This window comes from Streptomyces sp. SAS_272 (assembly GCF_052543235.1).
The window spans coordinates 1-26,931 of record NZ_JBMNDR010000007.1 but is presented as its reverse complement, the minus strand read 5'-3'; the positions used below and the strand labels follow the sequence as shown (position 1 = coordinate 26,931).

Annotated in this window: 22 protein-coding genes; 17 read left to right on the top strand and 5 right to left on the bottom strand. The window is 71.7% G+C overall.

What is annotated here, in order from left to right; genetic code table 11:
• Nucleotides 1-197: 197 nt before the first annotated feature.
• On the top strand, nucleotides 198-2,006 hold the full coding sequence (thiC, locus tag ACN6LD_RS07235) for a phosphomethylpyrimidine synthase ThiC (protein ID WP_445042719.1): 1,809 nt from the start codon (nucleotides 198-200) through the stop codon (nucleotides 2,004-2,006).
• A gap of 174 nt (nucleotides 2,007-2,180) precedes the next feature.
• Nucleotides 2,181-3,650, top strand: coding sequence for a VWA domain-containing protein (locus ACN6LD_RS07230; protein ID WP_445042718.1), 1,470 nt, complete (start codon nucleotides 2,181-2,183; stop codon nucleotides 3,648-3,650).
• A 443-nt stretch (nucleotides 3,651-4,093) separates the two neighbouring features.
• On the opposite strand, the gene ACN6LD_RS07225 is transcribed toward ACN6LD_RS07230, so the two are convergent.
• The 3 genes from ACN6LD_RS07225 to ACN6LD_RS07215 form a co-directional block, all read right to left on the bottom strand.
• Nucleotides 4,094-4,987, bottom strand: a complete 894-nt coding sequence (locus ACN6LD_RS07225) for a hypothetical protein (RefSeq protein ID WP_445042717.1) — start codon at nucleotides 4,985-4,987, stop codon at nucleotides 4,094-4,096.
• Between the two features lie 203 nt (nucleotides 4,988-5,190).
• Nucleotides 5,191-6,276, bottom strand: a complete 1,086-nt coding sequence (locus ACN6LD_RS07220; protein WP_319194370.1) for a metallophosphoesterase — start codon at nucleotides 6,274-6,276, stop codon at nucleotides 5,191-5,193.
• A gap of 802 nt (nucleotides 6,277-7,078) precedes the next feature.
• Nucleotides 7,079-8,191 carry a LacI family DNA-binding transcriptional regulator gene (locus ACN6LD_RS07215; RefSeq protein ID WP_319194368.1) on the bottom strand — a complete coding sequence of 371 codons (1,113 nt, stop codon included), beginning with the start codon at nucleotides 8,189-8,191 and terminating at the stop codon, nucleotides 7,079-7,081.
• A gap of 459 nt (nucleotides 8,192-8,650) precedes the next feature.
• Here ACN6LD_RS07215 and hisC point away from each other — a divergent pair, with 459 nt between their 5' ends.
• The 4 genes from hisC (at nucleotide 8,651) to cydD (ending at nucleotide 16,210) form a co-directional block, all read left to right on the top strand.
• Nucleotides 8,651-9,730, top strand: a complete 1,080-nt coding sequence (gene hisC / locus ACN6LD_RS07210; RefSeq protein ID WP_319194366.1) for a histidinol-phosphate transaminase — start codon at nucleotides 8,651-8,653, stop codon at nucleotides 9,728-9,730.
• Between the two features lie 171 nt (nucleotides 9,731-9,901).
• Entirely contained in the window at nucleotides 9,902-11,410 is a 1,509-nt protein-coding gene (locus ACN6LD_RS07205; RefSeq protein ID WP_319194364.1) for a cytochrome ubiquinol oxidase subunit I, read from the top strand.
• A 20-nt stretch (nucleotides 11,411-11,430) separates the two neighbouring features.
• The gene (gene cydB / locus ACN6LD_RS07200; RefSeq protein ID WP_445042716.1) at nucleotides 11,431-12,435 is read left to right on the top strand and encodes a cytochrome d ubiquinol oxidase subunit II; all 1,005 of its coding nucleotides are present in this window, start codon (nucleotides 11,431-11,433) and stop codon (nucleotides 12,433-12,435) included.
• Between the two features lie 94 nt (nucleotides 12,436-12,529).
• Nucleotides 12,530-16,210, top strand: a complete 3,681-nt coding sequence (gene cydD / locus ACN6LD_RS07195) for a thiol reductant ABC exporter subunit CydD (protein WP_445042715.1) — start codon at nucleotides 12,530-12,532, stop codon at nucleotides 16,208-16,210.
• 234 nt (nucleotides 16,211-16,444) lie between these two features.
• Here cydD and ACN6LD_RS07190 read toward each other — a convergent pair whose 3' ends face one another.
• Nucleotides 16,445-17,314: a Cof-type HAD-IIB family hydrolase gene (locus tag ACN6LD_RS07190; RefSeq protein WP_319194359.1), complete on the bottom strand. Its 870-nt coding sequence runs from the start codon at nucleotides 17,312-17,314 to the stop codon at nucleotides 16,445-16,447.
• 184 nt (nucleotides 17,315-17,498) lie between these two features.
• On the opposite strand from ACN6LD_RS07190, the gene ACN6LD_RS07185 reads away from it, so the two are divergent.
• On the top strand, nucleotides 17,499-18,401 hold the full coding sequence (locus ACN6LD_RS07185) for an LLM class flavin-dependent oxidoreductase (protein WP_319194357.1): 903 nt from the start codon (nucleotides 17,499-17,501) through the stop codon (nucleotides 18,399-18,401).
• Between the two features lie 93 nt (nucleotides 18,402-18,494).
• Here the strand turns inward: ACN6LD_RS07185 and ACN6LD_RS07180 are convergent, their stop codons facing one another.
• Nucleotides 18,495-19,493 carry a helix-turn-helix transcriptional regulator gene (locus ACN6LD_RS07180; protein ID WP_445042714.1) on the bottom strand — a complete coding sequence of 333 codons (999 nt, stop codon included), beginning with the start codon at nucleotides 19,491-19,493 and terminating at the stop codon, nucleotides 18,495-18,497.
• 298 nt (nucleotides 19,494-19,791) lie between these two features.
• On the opposite strand from ACN6LD_RS07180, the gene ACN6LD_RS07175 reads away from it, so the two are divergent.
• The 10 genes from ACN6LD_RS07175 to ACN6LD_RS07130 all read left to right on the top strand — a co-directional run bounded on the left by ACN6LD_RS07175 (nucleotide 19,792) and on the right by ACN6LD_RS07130 (nucleotide 26,815).
• Entirely contained in the window at nucleotides 19,792-20,100 is a 309-nt protein-coding gene (locus ACN6LD_RS07175) for a hypothetical protein (protein ID WP_319188382.1), read from the top strand.
• A 52-nt stretch (nucleotides 20,101-20,152) separates the two neighbouring features.
• Nucleotides 20,153-21,133 (top strand): LLM class flavin-dependent oxidoreductase, encoded by a 981-nt coding sequence (locus ACN6LD_RS07170; RefSeq protein ID WP_445042713.1) that lies wholly within the window; start codon nucleotides 20,153-20,155, stop codon nucleotides 21,131-21,133.
• A 206-nt stretch (nucleotides 21,134-21,339) separates the two neighbouring features.
• Entirely contained in the window at nucleotides 21,340-22,374 is a 1,035-nt protein-coding gene (mpaB, locus tag ACN6LD_RS07165) for a daptide biosynthesis RiPP recognition protein (protein WP_445042712.1), read from the top strand.
• Between the two features lie 11 nt (nucleotides 22,375-22,385).
• Nucleotides 22,386-23,321 (top strand): daptide-type RiPP biosynthesis methyltransferase, encoded by a 936-nt coding sequence (mpaM, locus tag ACN6LD_RS07160; RefSeq protein WP_445042711.1) that lies wholly within the window; start codon nucleotides 22,386-22,388, stop codon nucleotides 23,319-23,321.
• Nucleotides 23,318-24,583 carry a daptide-type RiPP biosynthesis aminotransferase gene (gene mpaD / locus ACN6LD_RS07155; protein ID WP_319188374.1) on the top strand — a complete coding sequence of 422 codons (1,266 nt, stop codon included), beginning with the start codon at nucleotides 23,318-23,320 and terminating at the stop codon, nucleotides 24,581-24,583. The genes mpaM and mpaD overlap by 4 nt, the downstream gene beginning before the upstream one ends.
• A 4-nt stretch (nucleotides 24,584-24,587) precedes the next feature.
• Nucleotides 24,588-25,787, top strand: coding sequence for a daptide-type RiPP biosynthesis dehydogenase (mpaC, locus tag ACN6LD_RS07150; protein WP_319188372.1), 1,200 nt, complete (start codon nucleotides 24,588-24,590; stop codon nucleotides 25,785-25,787).
• A 99-nt stretch (nucleotides 25,788-25,886) separates the two neighbouring features.
• Nucleotides 25,887-26,042 carry a daptide-type RiPP gene (locus ACN6LD_RS07145; RefSeq protein WP_199863707.1) on the top strand — a complete coding sequence of 52 codons (156 nt, stop codon included), beginning with the start codon at nucleotides 25,887-25,889 and terminating at the stop codon, nucleotides 26,040-26,042.
• 168 nt (nucleotides 26,043-26,210) lie between these two features.
• Nucleotides 26,211-26,369, top strand: coding sequence for a daptide-type RiPP (locus ACN6LD_RS07140; protein WP_266722724.1), 159 nt, complete (start codon nucleotides 26,211-26,213; stop codon nucleotides 26,367-26,369).
• Between the two features lie 62 nt (nucleotides 26,370-26,431).
• Complete coding sequence (locus ACN6LD_RS07135) at nucleotides 26,432-26,590, top strand: daptide-type RiPP (RefSeq protein ID WP_319188368.1); 159 nt, start codon at nucleotides 26,432-26,434, stop codon at nucleotides 26,588-26,590.
• 72 nt (nucleotides 26,591-26,662) lie between these two features.
• Complete coding sequence (locus tag ACN6LD_RS07130; protein ID WP_173985607.1) at nucleotides 26,663-26,815, top strand: daptide-type RiPP; 153 nt, start codon at nucleotides 26,663-26,665, stop codon at nucleotides 26,813-26,815.
• Nucleotides 26,816-26,931: the final 116 nt, after the last annotated feature.

Genomic DNA, 26,931 nt, shown 5'->3' with positions numbered 1-26,931 from the left:
CTAGCGTGGAGCCACCTTTTGCACACGCGGGAGCTCGGAGCACCGGGCTGAGAGGACGCTGACCTCCGTCTTCGCGATGTTTCACGTGAAACGTCTCTCGAATCGAGTGATGTTTCCCATGAGCGTCGGGAGACGGTAGCCGCTGCGTCGACCGCCGAACCTGTTACCGGGTAATGCCGGCGTAGGGAGTAGGTCTCATGACCAACAAGGACGCACGCACGCCTGCCTCCATGCAGGACGTCACCAGCGACAACGCGGTCGACGTCGATGATGTGGACGGCGGGAGGTCCATCGGCTGGCACAAGGGGTACGTCGAGGGCGATCGCCCCGACCTCCGGGTGCCGGTCCGACAGGTGCACCTCACCAACGGTCGGTCGGTCACGCTGTACGACACGTCCGGCCCGTACACCGATCCGCTCGTCGAGACGGACGTGCGCAGGGGGCTGCTGCCGCTGCGCGAGAACTGGATCATCTCGCGTGGCGACACCGAGGAGTACGCAGGCCGTCCCGTCCGTCCGGAGGACGACGGCGTCAAGCACACCTCGCCGCGCGGAGGTCTGCGCAATCTCGACGCGGTGTTCCCGGGCCGCCCGCGTCTTCCGCGCCGCGGCCGGGACGGCAAGGCCGTCACTCAGCTCGCGTACGCGCGCCGGGGGGAGATCACTCCCGAGATGGAGTTCGTGGCCATCCGGGAGAACGTCTCTCCCGAGGTGGTCCGCGACGAGATAGCCGCGGGACGGGCCGTGCTGCCGGCCAACGTCAACCACCCGGAGATCGAGCCGATGATCATCGGCAAGCGGTTCCTGGTCAAGGTCAACGCCAACATCGGCAACTCGGCGGTGACGTCCTCCATCGAGGAGGAGGTCGAGAAGATGACCTGGGCGACCCGCTGGGGCGCCGACACGGTCATGGATCTGTCCACCGGGCGCAACATCCACACCACTCGCGAATGGGTGCTGCGCAACTCCCCCGTCCCCATCGGCACGGTGCCGCTGTATCAGGCGCTGGAGAAGGTCGACGGCCGCGCCGAGGAGCTGACCTGGGAGATCTACAAGGACACGGTCATCGAACAGGCCGAGCAGGGCGTGGACTACATGACGGTCCACGCGGGCGTCCGTCTCCCGTACGTCCCGCTCACCGCCAACCGCAAGACCGGCATCGTGTCGCGCGGCGGCTCGATCATGGCCGCCTGGTGCCTCGCCCACCACAAGGAGTCGTTCCTCTACGAGAACTTCGAGGAACTCTGCGAGATCCTCGCCGCCTACGACGTCACCTACTCGCTGGGCGACGGGCTGCGGCCGGGATCCATCGCGGACGCCAACGACGAGGCGCAGTTCGCCGAGTTGAGGACGCTCGGGGAACTCAACAGGATCGCGAAGCGCTTCCATGTACAGACGATGATCGAAGGCCCGGGGCATGTCCCGATGCACAAGATCAAGGAGAACATCGACCTTCAGCAGGAGATCTGTGATGAAGCTCCGTTCTATACGCTCGGCCCGCTGACGACGGACGTCGCGCCCGCGTACGACCACATCACCTCCGGCATCGGCGCCGCGATGATCGCCTGGTGGGGCACGGCGATGCTCTGCTACGTCACCCCCAAGGAACACCTCGGTCTGCCCAACCGCGACGACGTCAAGACCGGTGTCATCACCTACAAGATCGCCGCTCACGCCGCCGACCTCGCCAAGGGGCACCCCGGCGCGCAGGAATGGGACGACGCGCTGTCCGACGCCCGCTTCGAGTTCCGCTGGGAGGACCAGTTCAATCTCGCCCTCGACCCGGACACGGCCCGGGAGTTCCACGACGAGACCCTTCCGGCCGAGCCCGCGAAGACAGCGCACTTCTGCTCGATGTGCGGGCCGAAGTTCTGCTCGATGAAGATCTCCCAGGACATCCGTCGGGCTCACGGCGGTAACAGGGCGGAGATCGAGGAGGGCATGGCACTGAAGTCCAAGGAGTTCGCGGAGGGCGGGAACCGGGTGTACCTGCCTCTTGCCACCTGACGGCGGTGGTCGACGTACGGCCCGGGCCGTCCTGAGGCTCGGGCGCGGTTCACCGAAGTTCCCGGTCGGGGAAGCTCGCCCGGCCCCAGCCCGACCCCGACCCAGCCCAGCCCAGCCCGGCCCCGCCGGGTCGGGCCGGGGCCGGGGTCGGGGTCGCGGTGCTTGACTGTGCTCATGACTGCGCGATCCATGAGCAAGGGCGCCAACCTGGCGGTCGACTCGCCCGCCGTTCGTGTGGAACTCAGCTGGTCCGAGGGGGCCGGAGGGCCGGACGTCGATGCCTCGGCACTGTTGCTGACCACCGACGGACGGGTGCGGGGCGACGGTGACTTCGTCTTCTACAACCAGCCCCGGCACGCGTCCGGCGCCGTGCGGCACCTCGGCAAGCAGCGCGCCGGCGACGTCACGACCGACACGGTGGAGGTGGACTTCGGTGCGCTGGAGAGCGTCATCACGCGGGTCGTGCTGTGTGCGTCGGCCGACGGCGGAGTGTTCGGGCAGGTCAGCGGTCTGACACTGCGGTTGCTGGACCCGAACGGGCGATCCGAACTGGCTCGCTTCGAGATGCAGGCGGACACGGAGACGGCGTTCATCGGCGGTGAGCTGTACCTGCGCGAGGGCCGTTGGAAGTTCCGGGCGGTCGGGCAGGGGTACGCGTCCGGACTCGCCGGGCTGGCCACCGACTTCGGGATCACGGTCGACGAGGAGCAGGAGCAGGAGGAGGAGCAGGCGCCCGCTCGGCCGGGCAGGCCGCCTCAGGTCCGCCCGGACCCGCCACGGGCCGGCAGCCCGGGCCTGCCCCCGACTGTCCCGCCGACACCTGTGCCCCCGGGTGTGCCGGGGGCTGTCGCGGCGGGCACCGGGCCCTCGGGCCCCCGCCTGACCAAGGGGGAGGAGCGGCTTCCCGTGGACATGCGCAAGCGCCTGTCGCTGCGCAAGGAGCAGGTCGCCGTCAGCCTGAGCAAGCGGGGAGCGGCCGGGATCACCGCCCGGGTCGTGCTAGTCCTCGACGCCTCCGGTTCCATGGCGTTCCTGTACTCCCGGGGGGTGGTGGCGGACGTTGTGGAGCGGATGGCGGCCGTGGTGGCGCAGCTCGACGACGACGGCGAGATGCAGGCCTGGACGTTCGCCAGCGAAGCCGCCCGCCTCCCCGACCTGCGCCTGGGGGAGCTGCCCGAGTGGCTGCGGCTGCATGTGCGCGGGGGAGAGATGAGTCTGTTCCGGCGCGGCAAGAAGCCCCGCAAGGGGATGGAGCCCGGGCAGGTGGACATGCGCTCGGTCGGCATCCAGAACGAGGAGCAGAAGGCGATCGCGCAGGTCAGGTCCTACGTTCGGGAGAATCCCGCGCCTGTTCCGACTCTGGTGCTGTTCTTCTCCGACGGAGGGGTCTACCGGGACGCGGCGATCGAGCGGGAGCTGCGGGCCGCGGTCGAGGAGCCGATCTTCTGGCAGTTCGTAGGACTCGGCCGGTCCAACTACGGGGTCCTGGAGCGGTTCGACACACTGCCCGGGCGTCGCGTGGACAACGTGGGCTTCTTCGCCGTCGACGACATCGGCAGCGTCCCGGACCAGGAGCTGTACGACCGGCTTCTCTCCGAGTTCCCCAGCTGGATCAGGGCTGCGGGGCAGGCCGGCATCCTCTGACGGCCCGTCCGGCCGTCGGGCGCGCTGGTGCCTCACCACCGTTACCCGTCCGGGGACAGGGCAGGCCGCAGCCGAGCCTCGGCACGGGTCGCCGCATCCGCACCTTGCCTCACCCGAGATTCGAGAACCGAGCCCAAGGACGGAGCCCGAGAACCGAGCCCGAGAACCGAGCCCGAGGACCGAGCCCGAGGACCGAGCCCGAGGACCGAGCCCGAGGACCGAGCCCGAGAACCGAGCCCGAGAACCGAGCCCGAGAACCGAGCCCGACGACCTGATCCCGGTACTGCTTGAGCCGACGTCAGTCCCGCGTCGTTCCCGTCGGCGCTCCTCGGCTCTGGCCCGTCGGCCCCCGGGGCGCAGCGCCGTCCTCGGTTTGCGCTCCCGGCGTCGGGCGGCGGACCTCTCCGACCGGTGACCGGCTGCCGGGGGCGCAGGCCGGACTCCTATTCCGGCTGGTGATCCGGCCCGCCGAAGTCCGGGCTGGAGTAGTCCGGGCTGCTGAAGCTGGGCCGTGAACCGGCCGTGCGGCCGTCGTCGGGGCTGCTGAAGCCCGGGCGGTCGTAGCCGATCTTCGGAAGGCGGCTGACGGGAGCGGGCGTTACCGGGTCGCTGTGCACGGGGGTCACCGCGCCGGGAGCGGTCAGGGCCTCCCGGAGGAACGGCAGGATGCCGCGCTCCAGCAGGGCTTCCCGCCAGGCTTCTCTGGCCTGGTCCACCTCTTCGCTCAGTTCGCTGTACGGCCCGGCTTCCAGGGAGGGGCGGTTGCGCAGGGCGGTGAGCAGCAGTGCGACGGTGGCGACGAGGATCGCGGCCGCGGCCACGGCCCCGAAGGCCCAGCCCGCCGTGAGCATCGTCTGGGCGAACGCCTGTTGGGGGTCGAGCACTCTGAGGATGTAGCCGACGAGGAGGAATATCGCCGCGGCGGTCGCGGCGAGGACGGGGGTGAGGACGGCGGCGACCGCGCCGGCGCCGGCGGCTTCGGCGGCCTGGGCCGCCTCCCCCATGCTGGTGGCGATGCCCATCGCGGTCGCGCCCGGTTCCGCGGGGCCGGTCCCGGTGGTGGACGACGGGCCCGACGTGGTCGTCGGGTTCGTCGGCGCGGGATGGCGCAGTTCCTCGCGGATCTTCACGTAGTGCTGGTACTCGGCCGCCGCGGCCACCGTGATGAGTGCGGAGGCGTTGAGGGCCATGGTGCGCAGTTGTTCGGGGTTGAGCCGCTGACCGACAGCGGCCAGTTCCGGGTGGTGTGGGGCGGAGCGCAGCGCCTCGTCGAGGATCCGCTCGTATTCCTGGCGGTCCTCGCTGTGCAGGTGCTGCGGAACGCTGTTCATGTGCATCCCCCGATGCTCCGTAGGGCTTGGGGCTCGCATGCCAACGAGCCGTCGGGCAGAAACGGAGGGGAGCCTGCTACGGATGAACCGATGGTAGAGCGGCGACGGCATGGCGTGACAGGGGGTTTGCCGAAATTGGCCCCTGGCCTGCGGCGCAGACGACCTGTCGGAAGCGGGGCGGGTGACGCACCGCGGTCACCCTGTGACGCTCAGATGTTCAGGGGCAATTGCTGGACCAGGAGTTTCCCGGCCATCGTCACGCCGCCGTCCATCGCGATGGCGAGCCCGTCGGCGTAGACGTGGGGTCCCTCGACATGCGGTCCGCTGTTGTCCTCGCCCTCCTCGGAGCCGACTTCGCCGAGCAGGTAGGGAATCGGACTGTGGCCGTGAACGATGCGGGTGCCGCCGTACGTATCGAGGAGGGAGCGCACGGCGTCGGCGCCGCCCTCGTCGCGGAAGGAGAAACGCTTCGTGAACTTGCGGAACAGATCCCACACCTCGTCCGCGTCGTTACGCGTGATCGTTTCACGGACGGTGTCGTTGACCGCCTCGATCGAGTCGCCGTAGTCGAGGTAGGCGGTGGTGTCGGAGTGGACGAGCAGATGGCCGTCGACCTCCTCCATGGCGTCCAGACGGGACATCCACTGCAGGTGGTGGTCCTGGAGCCGGTCCATGTCGTACTTCTGGCCGCCGTTGAGCAGCCAGGCCGCCTGGAAGGTGGCGGTGCCCGCGCCGGAGTTGACCGGGGTGTCGCCGAACCGCTTGGCACCGAGCAGCAGCAGCTCGTGGTTGCCCATGAGCGCCTTGCAGTACCCGCCGGCCGCGGCGGCCTCGGCGGACAGCCGCATGACGAGGTCGATGACGCCGATGCCGTCCGGACCGCGGTCGGTGAAGTCGCCGAGGAACCAGAGGCGGGCCGTGCCCGCGCACCAGTTGCCGGCCGCGTCGACCAGACCCTTCTCGCGCAGGGCGGCCACCAGGTCGTCGAGGTAGCCGTGCACGTCGCCGACGACGAACAGCGGGCCCGGGCCGGTCGCGGTGACCGGCGCCTGGACGACCGACGGGTCCACGGCCACCTGGAGGGTGTCGCCGCGACGGTTGATGACGGGCAGGTCGCGCTGGGTCGGCGTGTAGCCGTCCGGGTGCTCCAGCGGCTCATCGAGGGGCGGCGCGACGTTCCCGGGATGGGTGTCGTGGTCGTACGGACCGGTCTCGTTGACGTACGCGGGCACCCGGAAGTCACGCAACGTCGCCGTCCGCTCCACCTCGGGTCCCTGACCGGCCCCCTGAGTCATCAGACCCCTCCACCATCGCGCCGCATCTGCACCCTTCGGGCTGCCTGGTCGCAGCGGCCCGGGGTGCCGTGCGCCCATCATAGGAATGCGGATCGCGCCGTGTGATGACCCAGGGGTGGGGAATCGAGGCGGGGCTCCGGTTCGCCGCGGCTTTCGCCCCGATTGGGCCGGGCTTCGGCAGTGCCCGCCCCTCCCACGCGCACCGGGTCCGCGCCACCGCACCGCCGGAGGACACCCGCCGGTCGGCGGGGTGCGCGCCGGCCGGGGACCCGGTGAGAGGCGTTGCGTCGGCCGGGGCGCGTGTGACTTCGGTGACTGCAGAGGACGAACGCGAAGCGAGGGGGTGCTGCCGAGCGTCCGCCGCGGCCGACGGCCGGGAGCATGACCGTCGCCCGACGGGCCTCGGGCACTCCGGTCGCCCGAGCCGTTCCGTGTCCGGCGGAGATCGCCCATACGTGCTGTCCGCTCAACGGAGTTGACGCGACGCGGTCCGTCACGGACCGAGTCCCCTGCCCCTGACCACCGTGCCCCGGCACCGCAGCACCACCGCACACCCCCCAGGGATTCCCCAATTCCCCGCGGGTCCCCGTCGGAGCCCTGTTCCCCGAATCCTTGATCACCGCACTGCTCTCTCCCCCGCACCGGAGCCCCTGCCGGGGAGCTTTCGCACGGGAGCCCCGCCGGGGAGCTCCCGCCGCGGGGGTCTGCCCGAAACGTCCGCGGCTCCCGGCGGAGTTCCCCTCGGCTTCCCTGTGAGGGTTCACCTCCACGTCGCGCCCGTCCCCCGGGCGGGCCGCCCCGCTCACCCCTTCTCAGGCGCCCGGGGCGGGCTGACCGTCGTGCGTGGCGGGCGGCGCTGGGACGACGTTCGCACCATCAGCTCGGTCGGTATCACCTGCTCGACCGTCTGTTCCGACTCCACGCCCTCGATCGCGTCGATGAGGAGCTGCACCACCGCCGTTCCGATGCGGCGCGGCTTGAGGGAGAGGGTGGTCACGGGCGGCTCGGTGTTGGCGTACACCATGGACTCGCTGCAGCAGACGATCAGCAGCTCCTCCGGCACGCGCAGCCCGTAGCGGCGAGCGGCGGCGAGGAGGTCGGTGCCGTTGGGGTCGAACAGGCCGTAGACGGCGTCGGGGCGGTCCGGGCGGGCCAGCAGCCGGTCGGCGGCCACGGCGCCCGCGCACGGGTCGTGGGCGGGGTAGGCCTCGTAGACGGGCTCCTGGCCGACCCGCTCGCACCACTGCAGGTAGGCGCTGGTCGACAGGTGGGTGTAGGTGTCGGTCGTGGTGCCCGTGAGCAGGCCGATGCGGCGGGCGCCGGCGTCGGCCAGATGGTCGAGGATGTCGAGGACGGCCGCTTCGTGGTCGTTGTCCACCCACGCGGTGACCGGGAGCGTGCCGGCCGGGCGGCCGTCGGAGACGACCGGTAAACCCTGCCGGACCAGCTCGCTGACCACCGGATCCTGGTCGGAGGGGTCGATGACGACCGTGCCGTCCAGGGCGACGTTCGACCACACGTCGTGGCGCGAGGTCGCGGGGAGGATGACGAGCGCGTAGCCGCGGGCCAGCGCGGCCGACGTGGCGGCGCGCGCCATCTCCGCGAAGTACGCGAACTCGGTGAAGGTGAAAGGTTCATCCCCGTACGTGGTCACGGTCAGGCCGATGAGGCCCGACTTGCCGGTACGGAGGGTTCGGGCGGCCGCGGAGGGGCGGTAGCCCAGTCGGTCGGCGACCTCGCGGACATGGCGTCGGGTGGCGTCGGGGAGCCTGCCCTTGCCGTTGAGGGCGTCCGAGACGGTCGTGATGGACACTCCGGCGGCGGCGGCCACGTCCCTGATGCCCGCCCGGCCCGGCCGGCTGCCTCGGCGTGAGGTTTCCGCGCGGCTCACCTGGTGCTTCCCTGCTGCTGTCATGGCGAGCCGATAGTAGGGCTCATTCGGTGGGGTAGGGCGGACGCATATGCACGCATTGACAGGCACGTTTCTGCAAGGCTACATGGGGTCAAGTGCACTAGAAACAAAGGCAGTTGGCAGTTTCAGCCCCAGGACGTGACGTGTCGGCACGGATGAGCCTGCCAACGCACCGATGTTTCGAAGAGGTCTCAACTCACCTGCACGAGGGATGCGCGCCACGGCGCGAGCCACCGGCGCATAGATATATGTGAGGCGCGCCCCCGGGCGTCCGCCCCTTCGTCCGTCTTCGTCCCCAGAAGTCGTGGACGTCCTCGCGTCCCGAGGCGGCCGGGCGGGCCGCTCGCTGCTGCCCCGTCTCCCGTCACCGGTTTCTCGCCGGCTCCCCACCTGTACGCACCGGGGCCGAATCCTCATAAGGTGAGCAGTATTGAAGCCGGTGGTGTCACGAGGAGGACTGCGGTGAGCGAGACGAGCCCCAAGCTGCGCGCCGAGCTGGAGGGTATCCCCACCTACAAGCCGGGCAGGCCGGCTGCGGCGGGCGGTCCCGTGGCCTACAAGCTGTCCTCCAACGAGAACCCCTATCCGCCGCTGCCCGGGGTGATGGAGAGCGTGACGGCCGCGGCAGCCGCCTTCAACCGCTACCCGGACCTGGCCTGCACGGCGCTGGTCAACGAGATCTCCGAGCGCTTCGGCGTCCCGGCCGCCCATCTGGCCACCGGCACCGGCTCGGTCGGGGTGGCCCAGCAGCTGGTCCAGGCGACCGCGGGCGCGGGCGACGAGGTCGTCTACGCCTGGCGGTCCTTCGAGGCGTATCCGATCATCACGCAGATCAACGGCGCACGGCCGGTGCAGGTGCCGCTGACGCCGGGGGACGTCCACGACCTGGACGCCATGGCCGACGCGATCACCGACCGGACGCGGCTGATCTTCGTCTGCAACCCCAACAACCCCACAGGCACCGTCGTCAGGCGGGCCGAGCTGGAACGTTTCCTGGACCGGGTGCCGCGGGACGTGCTGGTCGTGCTCGACGAGGCCTACCGTGAGTTCATCCGCGACCCCGAGGTGCCGGACGGCGTCGAGATCTACCGCAAGCGGCCCAACGTGTGCGTGCTGCGGACCTTCTCCAAGGCGTACGGACTGGCCGGCCTGCGAGTGGGCTTCGCCATCGCCCACGAGCCGGTCGCGGAGGCGCTGCGCAAGACGGCGGTGCCGTTCGGCGTCAGCCAGCTCGCCCAGGAGGCGGCGATCGCCTCGCTGCGCGCCGAGGACGCGCTGCTCGGCCGGGTCGGCTCCCTGGTGTGCGAGCGTCTGCGGGTGGTCGAGGCCCTGCGTGCGCAGGGTTGGACGGTGCCCGAGACGCAGGCCAACTTCGTGTGGCTGCGGCTGGGCGAGCAGACGGCGGCCTTCGCGGGGGCGTGCGAGCAGGCAGGCGTCGTGGTGCGGCCGTTCCCGGGTGAGGGCGTGCGGGTGACGATCGGCGAGAACGAGGCGAACGACATCTTCCTGAAGGCGGCGGAGGGGTTCCGCAAGGAGGCGTAGCTCCCGCCGCGGGCGCTCGGCACCGTTCACTGGTGCGTTTTGGCTGCTCAGATGAGGTGTGGGGGGTTTCCGCGATAGGGCGGGGACCCCCCTTCGCATGTCGAAAGTCCGTGCGGCATAATGGCTTGTGAATGTGAACGCATTCACAAGCGTGGAGTAAGGAGCGGCGACGTGGACCTGGCTTTGGCGCCGGAGACCCTGGCGCGCTGGCAGTTCGGCATCACCACCGTCTACCACTTCCTCTTCGTCCCCCTGACGATCTCCCTGGCGGCCCTGACCGCCGGACTGCAGACCGCCTGGGTGCGCACGGAGAACGAGAAGTACCTCAGGGCGACCAAGTTCTGGGGCAAGCTCTTCCTGATCAACATCGCGATGGGCGTCGTCACCGGCATCGTGCAGGAGTTCCAGTTCGGCATGAACTGGTCCGACTACTCACGCTTCGTCGGCGACGTCTTCGGCGCCCCGCTCGCCTTCGAGGCCCTGATCGCCTTCTTCTTCGAGTCCACCTTCATCGGTCTGTGGATCTTCGGCTGGGACAAGCTGCCGAAGAAGATCCACCTGGCCTGCATCTGGATGGTCTCGATCGGCACGATCCTGTCGGCCTACTTCATCCTCGCGGCCAACTCGTGGATGCAGCATCCCGTGGGCTACCGGATCAACGAGAAGAAGGGCCGGGCCGAACTGACCGACTTCTGGGCCGTGCTCACCCAGAACACGGCGCTCGCCCAGGTCTTCCACACCCTGTCCGCGGCCTTCCTGACCGGTGGCGCCTTCATGGTGGGCATCGCCGCCTTCCACCTGTACCGCAGGAAGCACATCCCGGTGATGAAGACCTCGCTGCGGCTGGGCCTGGTCACCGTGGTCATCGCCGGTCTGCTCACGGCGGTCAGCGGCGACACCCTCGGCAAGGTGATGTTCAAGCAGCAGCCGATGAAGATGGCGGCTGCCGAGGCGCTGTGGGACGGCCAGGCACCCGCTCCCTTCTCCGTCTTCGCCTACGGCGACGTGGATAAGGGCCACAACACCGTCGCCGTCGAGATCCCGGGGCTGCTGTCCTTCCTCGCGAACGACGACTTCAGCTCGTACGTCCCCGGCATCAACGACGTGAACAAGGCCGAGCAGGAGAAGTTCGGGCCCGGCGACTACCGGCCCAACATCCCCGTCGCCTACTGGGGCTTCCGCTGGATGATCGGCTTCGGCATGGCCTCGTTCACGATCGGGCTGGCCGGACTCTGGCTCACGCGCCGCAAGTTCCTGCTGCCGCAGCACCTGAGGGTCGGCGAGGACGAGGTGCCGCACGTGGTGCTGTTCGGGAAGAAGGCGCTCGGCCCCAAGCTCACGCGGCTCTACTGGCTGGTGGCGATCTGGACCCTGGGCTTCCCGCTGATCGCCAACTCATGGGGCTGGATCTTCACCGAGATGGGCCGTCAGCCCTGGGTCGTCTACGGCGTCCTGCAGACGCGGGACGCGGTCTCCCCCGGGGTCTCCCAGGGCGAGGTCCTCCTCTCGATGACCGTCTTCACCGCGCTGTACGCCATCCTCGCCGTCGTCGAGGTCAAGCTGCTGGCCAAGTACGTGAAGGCCGGCCCGCCGGAGCTCACCGAGGCCGACCTCAACCCGCCCACGAAGATCGGCGGCGACTCCCAGGACGCCGACAAGCCGATGGCCTTCTCCTACTAGGCCGAGGGAGCTGCACAGTCATGGAACTGCACGACGTCTGGTTCGTCCTCATCGCCGTCCTGTGGACCGGCTACTTCTTCCTGGAGGGCTTCGACTTCGGGGTCGGCATCCTCACCAGGCTGCTCGCCCGCGACCGGCCCGAGCGGCGGGTGCTGATCAACACCATCGGACCGGTCTGGGACGGCAACGAGGTGTGGCTGCTCACGGCGGGTGGCGCGACGTTCGCCGCCTTCCCCGAGTGGTACGCCACGCTCTTCTCCGGCTTCTACCTGCCCCTGCTGCTCATCCTGGTCTGCCTGATCGTGCGCGGCGTCGCCTTCGAGTACCGGGCCAAGCGGCCGGAGGAGAACTGGCAGCGCAACTGGGAGACCGCGATCTTCTGGACCTCGCTCCTCCCGGCGTTCCTGTGGGGCGTCGCCTTCGGCAACATCGTGGGAGGCGTCAAGATCGACCGGAACTTCGAGTACGTGGGCGGCGTCTGGGACCTGCTCAACCCGTACGCGCTGCTCGGCGGCCTGGTGACGCTGACGTTGTTCACCTTCCACGGTGCAGTGTTCACGGCACTGAAGACGGTGGGCGACATCCGTGCGCGGGCACGGAAGCTGGCGTCGAAGGTCGGCGTCGTGACCGCCGTTCTCGCGCTGGTCTTCCTGACCTGGACGCAGATCGACAGCGGTGACGCCAAGAGCCTGGTGGCCCTCGTCGTGGCGGTCGCCGCACTGATCGCGGCCCTCGTGGCGAACCAATCGGGGCGTGAGGGCTGGTCGTTCGCCCTCTCCGGCGTGACCATCGTGGCCGCTGTGGCGATGCTCTTCCTGTCGCTCTTCCCGAACGTCATGCCGTCCTCGCTCAACGAGGACTGGAGCCTGACGGTGACCAACGCCTCGTCGAGTCCGTACACCTTGAAGATCATGACCTGGTGTGCGGGGGTCGCCACCCCGCTCGTCCTGCTCTACCAAGGCTGGACGTACTGGGTGTTCCGCAAGCGGATCGGCACACAGCACCTCGCCGAGCCGGTGCACTGAGTTTGGCGCATGCCGCGTAGGTGGTGTTTCACGTGAAACACCACCTACGGGAGAGAGGGCGTGTTTCACGTGAAACACGCCCGTCGAGAAGAGGGTGTTTCACGTGAAACCGATCGACCCGCGTCTCCTGCGGTACGCCCGGGCCACCCGCCTCTTCCTGGTGGCGGTCGTCGGCTTGGGCGCTGTCGGGGCGGCGCTGGTCATCGCGCAGGCGATGCTGATCGCCGAGGCGGTGGTCGGCGCCTTCCAGCACGGTATGACGGTCGCTGAACTGCGCACCCCCCTGGTGCTGTTGGCGGCGGTCGCGATCGGCCGTGCGCTGGTCGCCTGGCTCACCGAACTCGCCGCGCACAGGGCCAGCGCCGCTGTGAAATCCGAGCTGCGGGGCCGGCTGCTGGAGCGCGCCACCGCCCTGGGGCCCGGCTGGCTCACCGGGCAGCGCACGGGCTCGCTGGTCGCCCTCGCCACGCGTGGTGTGGACGCCCTCGACGACTACTTCTCACGCTATCTGCCGCAGCTGGGTCTGGCGGTGGTCGTGCCGGTCGCGGTGCTGGCGCGGATCGTGACCGAGGACTGGGTGTCCGCCGCGATCATCGTCGGGACCCTGCCGCTGATCCCGGTCTTCATGATGCTGATCGGCTGGGCCACGCAGTCGCGGATGGACCGTCAGTGGCGACTGCTGTCCCGGCTGTCGGGGCACTTCCTGGACGTCGTCGCAGGCCTGCCCACGCTGAAGGTGTTCGGGCGGGCCAAGGCGCAGGGCGAGTCGATCCGCCGCATCACCGGTGAGTACCGGCGGGCGACCATGCGGACGCTGCGGATCGCCTTCATCTCGTCGTTCGCGCTGGAGTTGCTGTCGACGCTCTCGGTGGCCCTGGTCGCCGTGACGATCGGCATGCGGCTCGTCCACGGTGAGATGGACCTGTACATCGGGCTGGTGATCCTCGTGCTCGCCCCCGAGGCGTACCTCCCGCTGCGGCAGGTCGGAGCGCAGTACCACGCGGCTGCCGAGGGTCTTGCGGCCGCCGAGGAGATCTTCGAGGTGCTCGAGACGGCGGTGCCGGAGCCGGGCGTGGTCTCGGTGACCGGGGGCGGCCTGGCGTTCGAGGGAGTGACCGTCCGCTACCCCGGGCGGACCGCCGACGCCGTCTCGCGCACGTCCTTCGCCGTCCGGCCCGGCGAGACGGTCGCGCTCGTCGGGCCGAGCGGCGCGGGCAAGTCGACCCTGCTGAACACGCTGCTGGGCTTCGTGCGGCCGGCCGAGGGCCGGGTGCTGGCCGGGGGAGTCGACCTGGCGGAGGCCGACCTGGAGCAGTGGCGGTCGCGGGTCGCGTGGGTGCCCCAGCGACCGCACCTCTTCGCAGGGACGATCGCCGAGAACGTCCGGCTGGCGCGTCCCGATGCCGACGACGCGGACGTGCGGCGGGCGCTGGCTGACGCGGGGGCGCTGGAGTTCGTCGACGCCCTGCCCGCCGGGGCCGGCACTGTGCTCGGTGAGGACGGTGCCGGACTGTCCGCCGGGCAGCGGCAGCGGCTCGCGCTGGCCCGGGCGTTCCTCGCGGACCGTCCTGTGCTGCTGCTGGACGAGCCGACGGCGGCGCTCGACGGGGAGACCGAGGCGGGGATCGTGTCGGCTGTACGGCGGCTGGCGGCCGACCGGACCGTGCTGCTGGTCGTGCACCGGCCGGCGTTGCTCGCGGTGGCGGACCGAGTGGTGCGGCTTGAGCCGGCCGGGACGGGGGCCGACGCCACAGCCGACACCGGGGCCGGCGAGACCGGCTCCGAGACCGGGGCCGGCCTCGGAGCCGGACCGGACGCGGCGGCTTGGAAGGCGGCGCGCGGACCCCTGGAGGCCGCTCCCGAGGACGAGCACGTCACTTCGGCGGCGACGGGGGTCGTGGCCGGCCCGGGTGCACTCGGTCCCTACCGAGACGGGAACGGCGGAAGCAACGGCGACGGCGACAGGACCGGCGAAAGCAACGGCGACAGCAACGCCGACGGGAACGGCGACGGGACCGGGACCGGCGACGGCGTGCTCGCCCGGACACGTGCCATGGCCGGGGCGCGGCGCGGGCGGCTCGCCCTTGCGCTGCTGCTGGGCAGCCTCGCTCTCGGCAGCGCGGTGGGCCTCATGGCCACCTCCGGCTGGCTCATCTCACGGGCCGCGCAGCAGCCGCCCGTGCTGTACCTGATGGTGGCCGTGACGGCGACGCGCGCCTTCGGCATCGGACGGGCGGTGTTCCGGTACGCCGAGCGGCTCGTGTCGCACGACGCCGTACTGCGGATGCTGGCCGACACGCGGGTCGCCGTCTACCGGCGGCTGGAGCGGCTGGCACCCGCAGGGCTGCGCACGACGCGCCGCGGCGACCTGCTGTCGCGGCTCGTCGCCGACGTGGACGCCCTCCAGGACTACTGGCTGCGCTGGCTGCTGCCCGTCGGCGCGGCCGTCGTCGTCTCGACGGGATCCGTCGCCTTCACGGCGTGGCTGCTGCCCGAGGCCGGGGCCGTGCTCGCCGCCGGGCTGCTGGCGGCCGGTGTGGGCGTCCCGCTGCTCACCGGCACGGTGGCGCGCCGGGCGGAGCGCCGGCTCGCCCCCGCCCGGGGCGCGCTCGCCGCCCGCACGGCCGACCTGCTCACGGGCACGGCCGAACTGACCGTGGCGGGCGCCCTGCCCTCCCGTACCGCCGGGGTACGCGCGGCGGACTCCGTGCTCACCCGGATCGCCTCACGCACCGCCACCGCCACCGCGCTCGGCGACGGACTGACCGCGCTGGTGTCCGGGCTGACCGTGACGGCCGCGGCACTCGTGGGGGCCCGGGCCGTCGCGGACGGGCGGCTGGACGGCGTGATCATGGCGGTGGTGGCCCTTACCCCGCTGGCCGCTTTCGAGGCCGTCCTGGGGCTGCCCGCAGCCGTGCGGTACCGCCGGCGGGTGCGCCGGAGCGCGGAGCGGGTGTTCGAGGTGCTGGACTCCCCCGAACCGGTGCGCGAACCCGAGCGGCCCGGCAGTGCGCCCGCGTCGCCGTTCCCGCTCGTGGTGCAGGGGCTGGCGGCCCGGCACGCCGGACAGGACCGGGACGCGCTCACCGGCGTCGACCTCACGCTGACACGGGGGCGCAGGATCGCCGTCGTGGGCGCCTCCGGCTCCGGCAAGACCACCCTCGCGCAGGTGCTGTTGCGGTTCCTGGACCCCGGCGCCGGCTCGTACACGCTGGCCGGGGTCGACGCGCACGCACTGGACGGCGACGACGTGCGCCGGTTCGTCGGGCTCTGCGCCCAGGACGCGCACCACTTCGACAGCTCGGTCCGGGAGAACCTGCTGCTGGCCCGCAAGGGGGCGAGCGAGGCGGAGCTGAGGGACGCGCTGGCGCGGGCCCGGCTGCTGGAGTGGGCGGACGGCCTGCCCGACGGGCTCGACACCCTGGTGGGCGAGCACGGGGCCCGGCTGTCCGGCGGACAACGGCAGCGGCTGGCGCTGGCCCGGGCACTGCTCGCCGACTTCCCCGTCCTGGTGCTCGACGAGCCGGCCGAGCATCTGGACCTGCCGACCGCCGACGCGCTCACCCACGATCTGTTGGCCGCAACCGAGGGCCGTACGACCCTGCTCATCACCCATCGGCTGGCCGGCCTCGAGGCGGTCGACGAGGTGGTCGTCCTGGACGAGGGGCAGGTGGTGCAGCGCGGCCGGTACGCGGAGCTGACCGCCGTGGCGGGCCCACTGCGCCGCATGATGGAGCGGGAGGACGCCGCGGAGCTCCTGGCGGCGGCGCGGTGACCGGACGGTCCGTGGCCGATCGGTCCGTGGTCCGACGGTCCGTGGCCGAACTGGCGTTGCGGCCGCCGTCGGCACCGGCTGCTGCACCGGCAGTACCGTCGGCACCGGCGGCATCGGCTGCCGTACCGGCAGTACCGCGGGTACGGCATGGCCCTCGCACGGCGAACGTCCGCGTGCGCGGACGGCACGGGAGCCGTGCCGACGGGCGGCTGCTAGCCCCGGGCTAGCCCCCGTCTAGCCCCGCTCGGCGAGCAGCTGCTCGATGACGACGGCGACCCCGTCCTCGTTGTTGGCGACCGTGCGCCCGGAGGCCGCCGCGAGCACGTCCGGGTGGGCGTTGCCCATCGCGTACGACCGGCCTGCCCAGGTGAGCATCTCGACGTCGTTCGGCATGTCCCCGAACGCGACGACCTCCTCGTGGGAGATGCCGCGCTCCGCACAGCACAGGGCGAGCGTGCTGGCCTTCGAGACGTCGGGGCCGCTGATCTCCAGCAGGGCGCTGGGGCTGGAGCGGGTGACGTTGGCACGGTCACCGATGGCCAGCCGGGCGACGGTGAGAAAGGCGTCGGGGTCGAGCGTGGGGTGGAACGCGAGGATCTTCAGCACCGGCTCACCGGCCCCCGGCGCGTCCGGGGCGAGCAGCTGCTCGGCCGGAGCGAGGTGGTCGGGGATCTCCATGTGCATCTTGGGGTACTCCGGCTCCTGGTAGAAGCCGTACGTCTGCTCGACGGCGTACATGGTCCCGGGCGCGGCCTCGCGCAGCAGCCGGACCGCGTCCAGCGCGTTGTCCCGTGCCAGCTCTCGCACCTTGACGAACCGGTGGGCGCCGGGGCCTCCGTGCAGGTCGACCACGGCGGCGCCGTTGCCGCAGATGGCGAGGCCGTGCCCGTGGACGTGGTCGCTGACCACGTCCATCCAGCGGGCCGGGCGTCCGGTGACGAAGAAGACCTCGATGCCGGCCTCCTCGGCCGCGGCGAGGGCGGCGACCGTGCGCGGGGACACGGACTGGTCGTCGCGCAGCAGGGTGCCGTCGAGATCGGTGGCGATGAGTCGCGGCGGGAGGGCGGCGGCCGGGGTCTCGGGCTGTCGGGTCGCTGAGGTCACCGGGCCATTCTCCCGTACATGCCCGCACGACCGTGCGACGGCCCGCGCACCCGCGGGGCCGCCGCGGCTCGGCCGGCCGGATGCCGAGGGCCGGCGCGGTCGTGTCCGCGGCCCCGACGGGCGTGCGTCGTGATGCTCCGGGGGTGCGGCGGGACGCCTTCGGACTCGACGTAGGCTCGGGGGCATGAACGTGCGGCTGAGTACCGTGATCCTGCCCGTCGACCGCTGGCACGAGGGGGGCCGGGCCAAGTGGCGACGCGCCGAGGAGCTCGGCTTCCACGCCGCGTACACCTACGACCACCTGTCCTGGCGGTCCTTCCGGGACGGCCCCTGGTTCGGGGCCCTGCCCACCCTCACCGCTGCCGCCACGGCCACGGAGCGCCTGCGCCTGGGCACCCTGGTGACGTCACCCAACTTCCGCCACCCGGTGACCCTCGCCAAGGAGCTGATCTCGCTCGACGACATCTCCGGCGGCCGGGTCACGCTGGGCATCGGCGCGGGTGGCAACGGCTTCGACGCCCACGTGCTGGGACAGGAGGCGTGGACGCCGCGGGAGCGCGCGGACCGCTTCGGCGAGTTCCTCCCGCTCCTCGACCGTCTGCTCACCGAGGACGCGGTGAGCCACCGAGGCGCGCACTACTCCGCGGAGGAGGCCCGCAACATTCCCGGTTGCGTGCAGCGGCCCCGGCTCCCCTTCGCGGTGGCCGCGACCGGGCCGCGTGGGCTGAAGCTGGCGGCCCGGTACGGGCAGGCGTGGGTGACGACCGGCGACCCCAAGCTGTACGAGGCGGGGACCCCGGAGCAGTCGGACGCGGCCCTGCGCGGGCAGCTCGACAAGCTCGCCAAGGCGTGCGCCGACGTCGGGCGGGACGGTGCGGAGCTGGACCGGATCCTGCTGACCGGGTTCACGCCGGACCGGAGCCGGCCGCTCGAGTCCGTGGAGGCCTTCGTCGACTTCGCGGGGCGTCACCGCGAGCTGGGCTTCACCGAGATCGTGGTCCACTGGCCGATCGCGGACTCCGACTTCGCCGCGGACCAGGCCGTCTTCGAGGACATCGCGACCGAGGCGCTCACCCGCCTGGGCTGAGCGACGGGCGCCGCCCGGGCGAGGCCCGCGGACCGGTGACTTCGGGTACCGGTCCACGGGCCTCGGCCGTCGGGCGTTCTCCCGCCGCGGCCCTCAGTTCAGCCAGCCCTTCTCGAGAGCGATGAGCGCCGCCTCCACCCGGTTGGCGGCTCCGAGGCGGCGCATGATGACCGCCAGATGCTTGCGGTAGGTGCGCACGGACACGCCGAGGCGCCGCGCCGCCGTCTCGTCCTTGTCGGCTTCTCTGAGCATGACGAGGATCTCGCGCTCGATGTCGGACGGCAGGTCCGTGTCCTCACCGGGGAGTTCCTCCGCGGCGGCCCACATGCGCTCGAAGAGGGTGACCAGGGTGGCCACCAGGCCGGGCTCGCGCACGAGCAGCGCACCCACCGAGGTGTGGGCCGGGTCGATGGGGGTCAGCGCGGCCGACCGGTCGACGATGATCACCCGCTCGATCGGGTGATGGGAGATCCGCACCTCGGCTCCGTGCGAGACCAGGTCGCGCATGTAGGTGAGCGTGGTCTCGTGCTGCAGGATCGCCGACCCCATGATCATGCGCATACGCACACCACGGCGCAGCAACCGCATGTTGATCGGGTGCGACACGGCGATCGACTCCTCGGTGAGGCGGCCCATCGGCTCCGTGGTCAGGTCCTCGGTCCGGGCGAAGAAGGTCAGCTCGTCGATGGCCTCCCGGACCGCCTCGATCCCGTGCAGCTGCGTGATCATCCGGCTGTGGTCGTCCGGGTTCGCGCGGGGTGAGGGAGCGGCCGTCAAGCGCTCCCGGAACAGGGACTCGATGACCGCGTGCCGGCTCGCCTCGCCCTCCAGGTCCTCCCGCAGACGGCGCAGGCGGCCGTCGATCAGGGCGTCCACGGCCCGGGGCGGCGGGACCGGGCGTAGCGCGCCGTGGGTGTTCCGGGTGGCGAGCCCCAGCGCCACCAGCCTGTCCAGGGCCGACTGCTCGGACGGCGTGGCCTCGTCCTCACCGGGCTCCTGGGAGCCGGACGCGGACGAGTCGCGACGCAGCAGAGCGCGGTACAGCCGCTCCTCTTCGTCGTTCACGCCTAGGAATGCGAGCAGATTGCCCATGTTTTTCCCCCTGTTGATGATCGATCACACCGCAGTCCCTGGAATCCTCAGACGCCCGTACTCGACTGTCAACGACGGGTTGACGTCATACGTCCCCTGGTTGCGGATCGGATGCGGGCTCGGGCCGGGGGTGGGCCCGGCGGGGCGGGAGAGCGCTGCAGCTTGAGGAATCCGAGGGTGCAGCAAGCTGCGCGCAGATGGCCTCGTGGCGGCCCCCGCCAGACGGCAGAGTCGTTCTCGCAAGGAAGCACGAACACCGCAGAACGAACGCCGCATCGAGCATCCGAGGAGACATCCTGTGAACCGTTCCACGTCCCGTAGCGCGCTGTCGTCCCGTCGCCGTGGACACGTCGTCGCCGGTCTGCTGACCGCCGTGACGATCGCCCTCGCCGGCCAGGGAACGGCCGCCGCCGCCGAACAGCCGGCGCAGAGCCGGACGGCGACGGAGACCGTGGCGGCGCACGGGACCGCGAACGAGACGGCGCACGGGACGGGTAACGGGGCGGCGCCCGCCGCCGGACTCGGCCCCCTCGGGTGGCTCCACGTCCTCGGCGGTCTGCTGCCCGACGGAGTGACGCTGCCGAAGAACAACAACGACTGGCAGTAGCCCGCGACCGCGGCCGGCCCGACCCGACGACGACCGAGGAGAACCCGAAGCCATGACCGACTACTCCGTGCTCCTCCCCTGCGTCCCCCGCCGTCTGGAGCAGGCCCTCCCCTTCGCCGGACTCGTCCGGTGGACCGGGGCGACCCGCCTCTGGCAGGGACAGGCGATGGTGATGGAGCCTCATCAGACCTTCACCGGTCTGGCCGGGGCCGGGTTCCGGGTCCCGACCGGCTTCGGCGTCACGCTGATGCCCCTGCGCCACCCGTACGAGGCCGCCCTGCAGGCGCGGTCCGTGGCGCTGGCCACCGGGGAACCGGTGATCGCGGGCTTCGGCCCCGGATCGACGGCCTTCCAGGAGAACATCCTCGGAGCCCCGTACGAGAAACCGCTCCAGGTGGCGCGGCAGTACGTGACGGCGGTGCGCCGTCTGCTCGACGGCGAGACGGTCGTCATGGACGGTCCGCAGCTGACCTTCCGGGGACAGCTGGCCCCCGTGGCGGCGCCCCGGGTCGACGTGGGTCTGGGAGTGCTGCGGCCGGCGATGGCCAGGCTGGCGGGCGAGGTGGCCGACGTGGTGATCACCTGGCTGACGCCGCCCGGATATCTGCGGGACGTCATCCTGCCCGCGGTGGCCGAGGGCGCCGAACGAGCCGGGCGGACGTCACTGCCCCGGATCGTCGCCATGGTCCCGACGGGACTGGAGAAGGAGGGGCGGGAGGGCGCCGGGCCCGCGCGGCTGGCGCTGGCCGGCAACGCGGCGCACATGCAGGCCCCGCACTACCGGGACATGCTCGGCCGGGCGGGAGTCGACGTGGGCTCCGGGCGGCTCGAGGACGTGGCGCGCGGTGTCGTGGAGACCGGCGCGTTCGCGGGCGGCGATCTGCCGCAGGTGGTCAAGGCGCTCCGGGTCTACGAAGACGTGGGAGTGGACGAGATCGTCCTGAACACCACCGCCGTGTGCAAGCTCTTCGGCGCTCAGGAGTCGCTCGCTGACCTGTCGGCGATCCTGCGGTCCGTCGCGTCACCGCGCTGACCGACCGTTCGCCGTCGGACCTGCGCCGGCCGCCGACCTTTCGCCGTCGGCTGACCCGGCCGGCCGTCTGTCGACACGGTCGACGAGCGCCCGTCTCCGGCTGTCGTCGTCGCCAGGTCACCTCGTGACCGGCACCCCCGCGCCGCACCCGATTCCCTGCTGCCCCGAGGCAGAGGGGGAAGCAGACCAGTAAAGGAACATCTGGCATGGACATGATCGTTCGTGGGCGTCTGAAGCAGCACCTCATCTCCTGGGCCACCGCCTCCCCGCTCGCCGGACCCCCCGGCGCAGGCGTCGGCACGCTCGTCCTGGCCGACGCGGCGCACATCCCCGCCGTCACGGCCGCCGGACTCGTCGGCCCCCGCACCCTTCTCCTGGCCCCCGACGACGGCACCCGCGACCTCGCTCCCGCCGTCGGCTACCAGGGCAGCCTCACGGAGCCCGGCGACGAGTTCTCCAACGGCCAGGACTTCTTCCTGCAGACCCACGCCTACGCCGCCAGCCCCTTCATGACCGTCTTCGGGCCGACCGTCGTCCGGGTCTTCGACCGACAGGACTTCGAGGTCTTCCTCGCCGACGCCGACCGGGCGCTCGCCGAGGGCGTCTTCCCCGAGTTCCTCCTCACCTCCTCGGTGCTGCTGGCCGACCCGGCCGCCCTGGCCGGTGCCGACGACCCGGTGGACGGACCGGCCCTGCGCCTGTACGCCGACCGGAACGGGCAGGTGTCCACCAGCCCCACGGGAGCGGTGCTCGGCACGGTCGACGACAGCCTCGACGACCTCGCCGAGAGCTTCGTCCGAGCCGGGAACGGCGCCGCCGCACTGGACGCGGCACTGCCGGCGCAGACCCGGGCCGAAGCCCTGCGCACCCGTCCGTTCCTGGCCCGCTACCTCGCGGCGGTCGCCGCACTGCGCAGCCTCATGGCACGCGGAGCCACCGGCCTGAAGGTCTCCGGGTTCGGCTCCCGGCTGACGCCCGGGCTCGCCGTCTCCGGCGACGACCAGGCGAACCCCTCGCTGCCGATCGTGCTGTACGGGGACGAGGACGCCTACGTCGTGGCCGGCAGCCGGCTGTTCGCCGTCGACCGGCGGGCCGCCCGGACCCTGGAGTGCCTGCTCGCCACCTCCGGAGCGGTGGGCGACCGAGTCCCCGCCGACCACGTGGACCAGCTCGCCGAGCTGCTCGCCTCGCACGGCCTGGCGCTGCCCGTACCGGTGCGCGTCCCGGCGGTCACGCGATGAGCGCCCCGGCCATGCCCCTCACGACGACCGAAGCGACCACGACAGTGGCAGCGCCCGCGATGACCGCGGCGGCCACGACGACCGCAGCATCCATGACAGTGGAAGCGGCCACGACGACCGCAGCATGCAAGACCGTGGAAGCGGCCACGACGACCGAAGGGGGCGTCCTCGCCGCCCGCCGGAAGGCGGAGCTCGGCGGCAGGGCCCGCGTCTGCGGCCTGTACGACGCCCTCGGCGCTCCGGTCTACCACGACCTCGCCACCTACGACGACCCGGAGACCCGGGCCCTGCTGACCGCGGTGCGGTCGACGCCCGGCCCCCTGCTCGACCTCGCGGCCGGCTCGGGACGGTTCACCCTGCCGCTGCTCGCCACCGGCAGGGAGGTCACCGCCCTCGACCTGTCCACCGACATGCTGGCGCTGCTGAGGACCCAGCTGGACAGGGCCCCGGCGTCGATGCGGACCCGCTGCACCGTGGTGCAGGGCGACATGTCCCGGTTCGACCTGGGGCGGACCTTCCCGCACATCCTGCTCGGCACGACCTCGCTCTCACTTCTGGACGAGGACGGCCGCGCGGGTCTGTACCGCAGCGTCCTGGCGCACCTCGCCGAAGGCGGCCGGTTCCTGCTGACCGTCCTGGAACGGGGCGACGGCGACGGCCCCGACGAGACGGTCGTCCGGGCCACCGGCGCCGGCGGCACCGTCTACGAGCTGTACGAGCACTGGCCCGCCGGCGCCGACAGCCGCACCGTCACCCTGTTCCCCGCCGACCCGCCGCAGGACGACAGCCCCGTCACCGTCTGCACGGACCGCGTGGCCGTCCTCGACCTGCCCCGCCTGGAGGAGGAACTCGCCGCGTCCGGCCTGACGGTCACCTCCCGCCGGCTCCTCTCGCCGCCCGACGAGCGTCACCGCGTGACACTCCTGACCACGGAAGCCTCCCGATGACCGCGCTCTGGCCCTACCTCATACCGCCCTCCAGCCACGGCGACGACAGCCTCTGCGCCGTCGGCGCGGCCGGACACCGCGTCACCTTCGCGGACGGCAGCACCGCCCTCGACGCCGACAGCGGACTGTGGAACGTGAACCTCGGCTACGGCAACGCAACGATCGCCGGGGCCGTCGCCGAAGCCGCCGCACACGCCTCCTACCTCGGGGCCTTCCGCTTCGAGAACAGCTACGCCCGCCGCGCCGCCGAGGACCTGCTGCGGGTCTGCGGGCCCGACCACTACGCCCGGGTGCTCTTCTCCACCGGCGGCGGCGTCGCCAACGACGCGGTCATGAAACTGGCGCGGATCTACCACGCCGTACAGGGCAGGCCAGGACGGAACCTGGTGGTCGCCCTGCGGGGCAGCTTCCACGGACTGACCTTCGGCGGCTTCGCCCTGACCGGGGAGGACCTGGGGCAGCGGGTCTACGGAGTGGACCAGCGGCTGATCCGCCACGTCACGCCGAACGACACGGCCGAACTGGGCCGGCTGATGACCGCCCTCGGCGGCCAGGTCGCCGCCGTCGTGGTGGAACCCGTCGTCGGCACCGGAACCGTCCCGCTCGACGAGTCGTTCGTGGCCGAACTGGGCCGTCTGCGCGACGAGCACGGCTTCCTCCTGGTCGCCGACGAGGTCGCCACCGGCTTCGGCCGCACCGGAAGTTACTTCGCCTCCGAGAGCTGGCCCGGCCTGCCCGACGTGCTCGTCACGTCCAAGGGCCTGACCAACGGGGCCTGCCCCGCCGCCGCCCTCGTGATGTCCCACCGGGTGACCCGGGCCCTCGTCGAGCACGACACGGTGTTCGCCCACGCCGAGACCCAGGGCGCGACCGCACTCGCCTGCGCCGCGATCAGCGCCACCATCGCCGAGATGGAGCGCCTCGACGCGGTGAACGCGGGCCGCGACGTCGCCGCCTGGCTCCAGCAGGGGCTGGCGGAACTGGTCGAGCGGCATCCGCTCGCCACGCACGCCACCGGCGTCGGCTGCTTCCGCACCCTGCACCTGACGCACCCCGACGGCCGGCCCCTGGCCGGAACGGACGTCGCCGACCTCATCACCCGCATCCGGCACGCGGGCGCCCTCGTCCACCCCGGACCCTCCGGCATCCAGCTCGTGCCCTCCCTGACGTACCGCCGCGACGAGGTCGCCGAGCTCATGACCTGTGTCGAGGAGGGCCTCGACAGCCTGCTGCCGGCGACCTCCCTGGCCGCGAGGAGCTGACCCCATGCCCGTCTCTCTCGACGCCTACGACCGGATTCCCGGACTGCTGCGGGAACTGCGCCCCACCGGCGTGACCGTCCTGGCCGACCCGGCCGTGGCCGACCACGCCGTCACCCGGAACGTCACCGCCGAGATCGTCCGCGCCGGGTTCACACCCACTGTGGCGGTCACCCCGGCGGACGGCGGGATGCGGGCCGTGGAGGCCCACGCCTCGCGGTTCTCTCCCGGTGAGCTGGTCGTCGGCGTCGGCGGGGGCAGCACCCTCGACTTCGCGAAGCTCTCGGCCGCCGTCGGCCGACGTCCCGGACTCCTGCGCTACCTGACCTCCGCGCAGCGCAGCGGCCTCGTGGCGCTTCCGCTCACGGAGGGAGAGCACGCCGAGGTCCTCGCGGTCCCCACCACCCTGGGCACCGGCAGCGAGGCGGGCCCCGTGGCCTGCTTCCCGCACCAGGACGGCAAACGCATCGCGATGGGGGAGTGCCTGCGCCCCCGTGCCGCTCTCCGGGTGCCCGAGGCCACCGAGACCCTCCCGGGGCCGCTCGTCCTGGACGGCGTCCTCGAAGCGATCTTCAGGACGGTCATCCCGTACAGCAGCGACAGCCTCGACCTTCCGGAACAGGACGCCGCCGTGGAGGAGTTGGCGGGTGAACTGCTGACGGCCGGCGACGAACTGGCCCGGCGCCTCGCCGCCGGACGGCCGGCCCCCGCGCCGGAGCGGCTGCGGGTCGCGCGGCTCAGCGCCGAGAGCCAGCGCGGAGCCATCAACGTCGGCCGCAGCCCCTACGCGGTGAAGTGCTGGGCCCTCGCCAACGAGCTCTCCACCACGCTGGGCCTGGCCAAGATGCGCGCGGTCGCCGCCCTGTGGCCGGTCGTATGGCGGCAGGCCCTCCAGGGAGACACCCGCTTCGGCAGCGCCGACCGCGTCCACCGCCTGTGGGAGCGCCTGGGGCAGCGGGCCCCGTGGCTCGCGCCACAGCCCGACGACGGTCTCGAACAGCTGATGCACCGCTGGCGGATCGACCGCACCGTGCACCTCGCCCCGCACCTGCGCCACCACGTCGCCCTGCGCAGCGTGCGCGCCTGGGGCGCCGGACTTCCCACCCTCGCCGGGTTGAGCGCCGACGACGTCGTCGCGCTCCTCGCCGAGGCCACCGAGCCGACCGCCTTCCCGGCCGGCTCCCCCGAACCCCTTCCGGCGGCCTGAGCGCCGACCGGGAGGAGCACCGCACCACCAGCACCACCCGCACCACACCCCGGACAGCGTCCCGGAGAAGCCGGGCGCACCGAACACAAGGAGAACGTCATGACGAAGCACACGCTGGTCGAGCAGGAGCTGCAGGAGCTCGGCACCGAGCTGGAGATGCAGGAGCTCGAGGCCGTGCAGGCCCCGGGCTGGGCCACCAGCGTCGGCGTCAGCGTCGGCATCTCGATCGTCTCCGTCGCCTGGAGCCTCACCTGATCGAGCCGGCTCCGGCCGTCCGATCCACCGTGCCGTGCCCCGCGCGCGGCAGGACACCCCCCGACGGCTGCCGCACGGCCCCGTAAGCCGCGTGGCAGCCGGGGGAACCCCGGAACCCCGGGTCAGCACGCACCACATCCGCCGCAACAGCCGAGAGAGGCAACTGACATGAGCGAGAACCCCGGCACCGTCGAGAGCTTCGACAACGCCGACCTGGTCGAGCTGGAGATGCAGGAGCTGGAGGCGCTGGAGGCTCCGGGCTGGGGCACCATCAGCGCCGTCTTCTCCGCCGGTGTCTCGGTCGGTGTCTCGATCACGCTGACCTGATCCGTTCCGTTCCGTTCCGCACCGTCCCGACAGCAGTCGAACCACCGAGAGAGGCAACCGACATGAACGAGAACCCGGGCACCGTCGAGTCCTTCGACAACGCCGACCTGGTCGAGCTGGAGATGCAGGAGCTGGAGGCGCTGGAGGCTCCGGGCTGGGGCACCATCAGCGCCGCCTTCTCCGTCGGCGTCTCGGTCGGCGTCTCCGTCACCCTCACCTGAGCCGCACCACCCGCACCACCCGCACCACCCGCACCAATCCAACCCGTAGAACACCTCTGAGAGGACACCACCATGGCTGAGAACCTGGGCGCCATCGAGAACGCCGAGCTCGTCGAGCTGGAGATGCAGGAGCTCGAGACCCTCGAGGCCCCCGGCTTCTGGACCGGCGTCTCCATCGGCACCGCCATCAGCGCCTCCGTCGCCACCTCGATCACCCTCACCTGAGAGCGCACCGGCGAGCGCACTGACGCGGTGGGAGACGGAGTAGCCGGATCCCTTCCGCACCTCGGAACCCGACTCGGGTGAGACCGAGGATCTGCGGTGGTGGGGGGGGGGGGGGG

What these genes read in the sequence shown, in the direction of transcription:
- thiC (WP_445042719.1), top strand. Translation starts at nt 198, where the DNA reads ATGACCAACAAGGACGCACGCACGCCTGCCTCCATGCAGGACGTCACC.
- ACN6LD_RS07140 (WP_266722724.1), top strand. Translation starts at nt 26,211, where the DNA reads ATGAGCGAGAACCCCGGCACCGTCGAGAGCTTCGACAACGCCGACCTG.
- ACN6LD_RS07180 (WP_445042714.1), bottom strand. Translation starts at nt 19,493, where the DNA reads ATGGGCAATCTGCTCGCATTCCTAGGCGTGAACGACGAAGAGGAGCGG.
- ACN6LD_RS07230 (WP_445042718.1), top strand. Translation starts at nt 2,181, where the DNA reads ATGACTGCGCGATCCATGAGCAAGGGCGCCAACCTGGCGGTCGACTCG.
- ACN6LD_RS07135 (WP_319188368.1), top strand. Translation starts at nt 26,432, where the DNA reads ATGAACGAGAACCCGGGCACCGTCGAGTCCTTCGACAACGCCGACCTG.
- ACN6LD_RS07215 (WP_319194368.1), bottom strand. Translation starts at nt 8,191, where the DNA reads ATGACAGCAGCAGGGAAGCACCAGGTGAGCCGCGCGGAAACCTCACGC.
- mpaD (WP_319188374.1), top strand. Translation starts at nt 23,318, where the DNA reads ATGACCGCGCTCTGGCCCTACCTCATACCGCCCTCCAGCCACGGCGAC.
- mpaB (WP_445042712.1), top strand. Translation starts at nt 21,340, where the DNA reads ATGGACATGATCGTTCGTGGGCGTCTGAAGCAGCACCTCATCTCCTGG.
- mpaM (WP_445042711.1), top strand. Translation starts at nt 22,386, where the DNA reads ATGCCCCTCACGACGACCGAAGCGACCACGACAGTGGCAGCGCCCGCG.
- ACN6LD_RS07145 (WP_199863707.1), top strand. Translation starts at nt 25,887, where the DNA reads ATGACGAAGCACACGCTGGTCGAGCAGGAGCTGCAGGAGCTCGGCACC.
- ACN6LD_RS07225 (WP_445042717.1), bottom strand. Translation starts at nt 4,987, where the DNA reads ATGCACATGAACAGCGTTCCGCAGCACCTGCACAGCGAGGACCGCCAG.
- ACN6LD_RS07185 (WP_319194357.1), top strand. Translation starts at nt 17,499, where the DNA reads ATGAACGTGCGGCTGAGTACCGTGATCCTGCCCGTCGACCGCTGGCAC.
- ACN6LD_RS07220 (WP_319194370.1), bottom strand. Translation starts at nt 6,276, where the DNA reads ATGACTCAGGGGGCCGGTCAGGGACCCGAGGTGGAGCGGACGGCGACG.
- mpaC (WP_319188372.1), top strand. Translation starts at nt 24,588, where the DNA reads ATGCCCGTCTCTCTCGACGCCTACGACCGGATTCCCGGACTGCTGCGG.
- cydB (WP_445042716.1), top strand. Translation starts at nt 11,431, where the DNA reads ATGGAACTGCACGACGTCTGGTTCGTCCTCATCGCCGTCCTGTGGACC.
- ACN6LD_RS07170 (WP_445042713.1), top strand. Translation starts at nt 20,153, where the DNA reads ATGACCGACTACTCCGTGCTCCTCCCCTGCGTCCCCCGCCGTCTGGAG.
- ACN6LD_RS07130 (WP_173985607.1), top strand. Translation starts at nt 26,663, where the DNA reads ATGGCTGAGAACCTGGGCGCCATCGAGAACGCCGAGCTCGTCGAGCTG.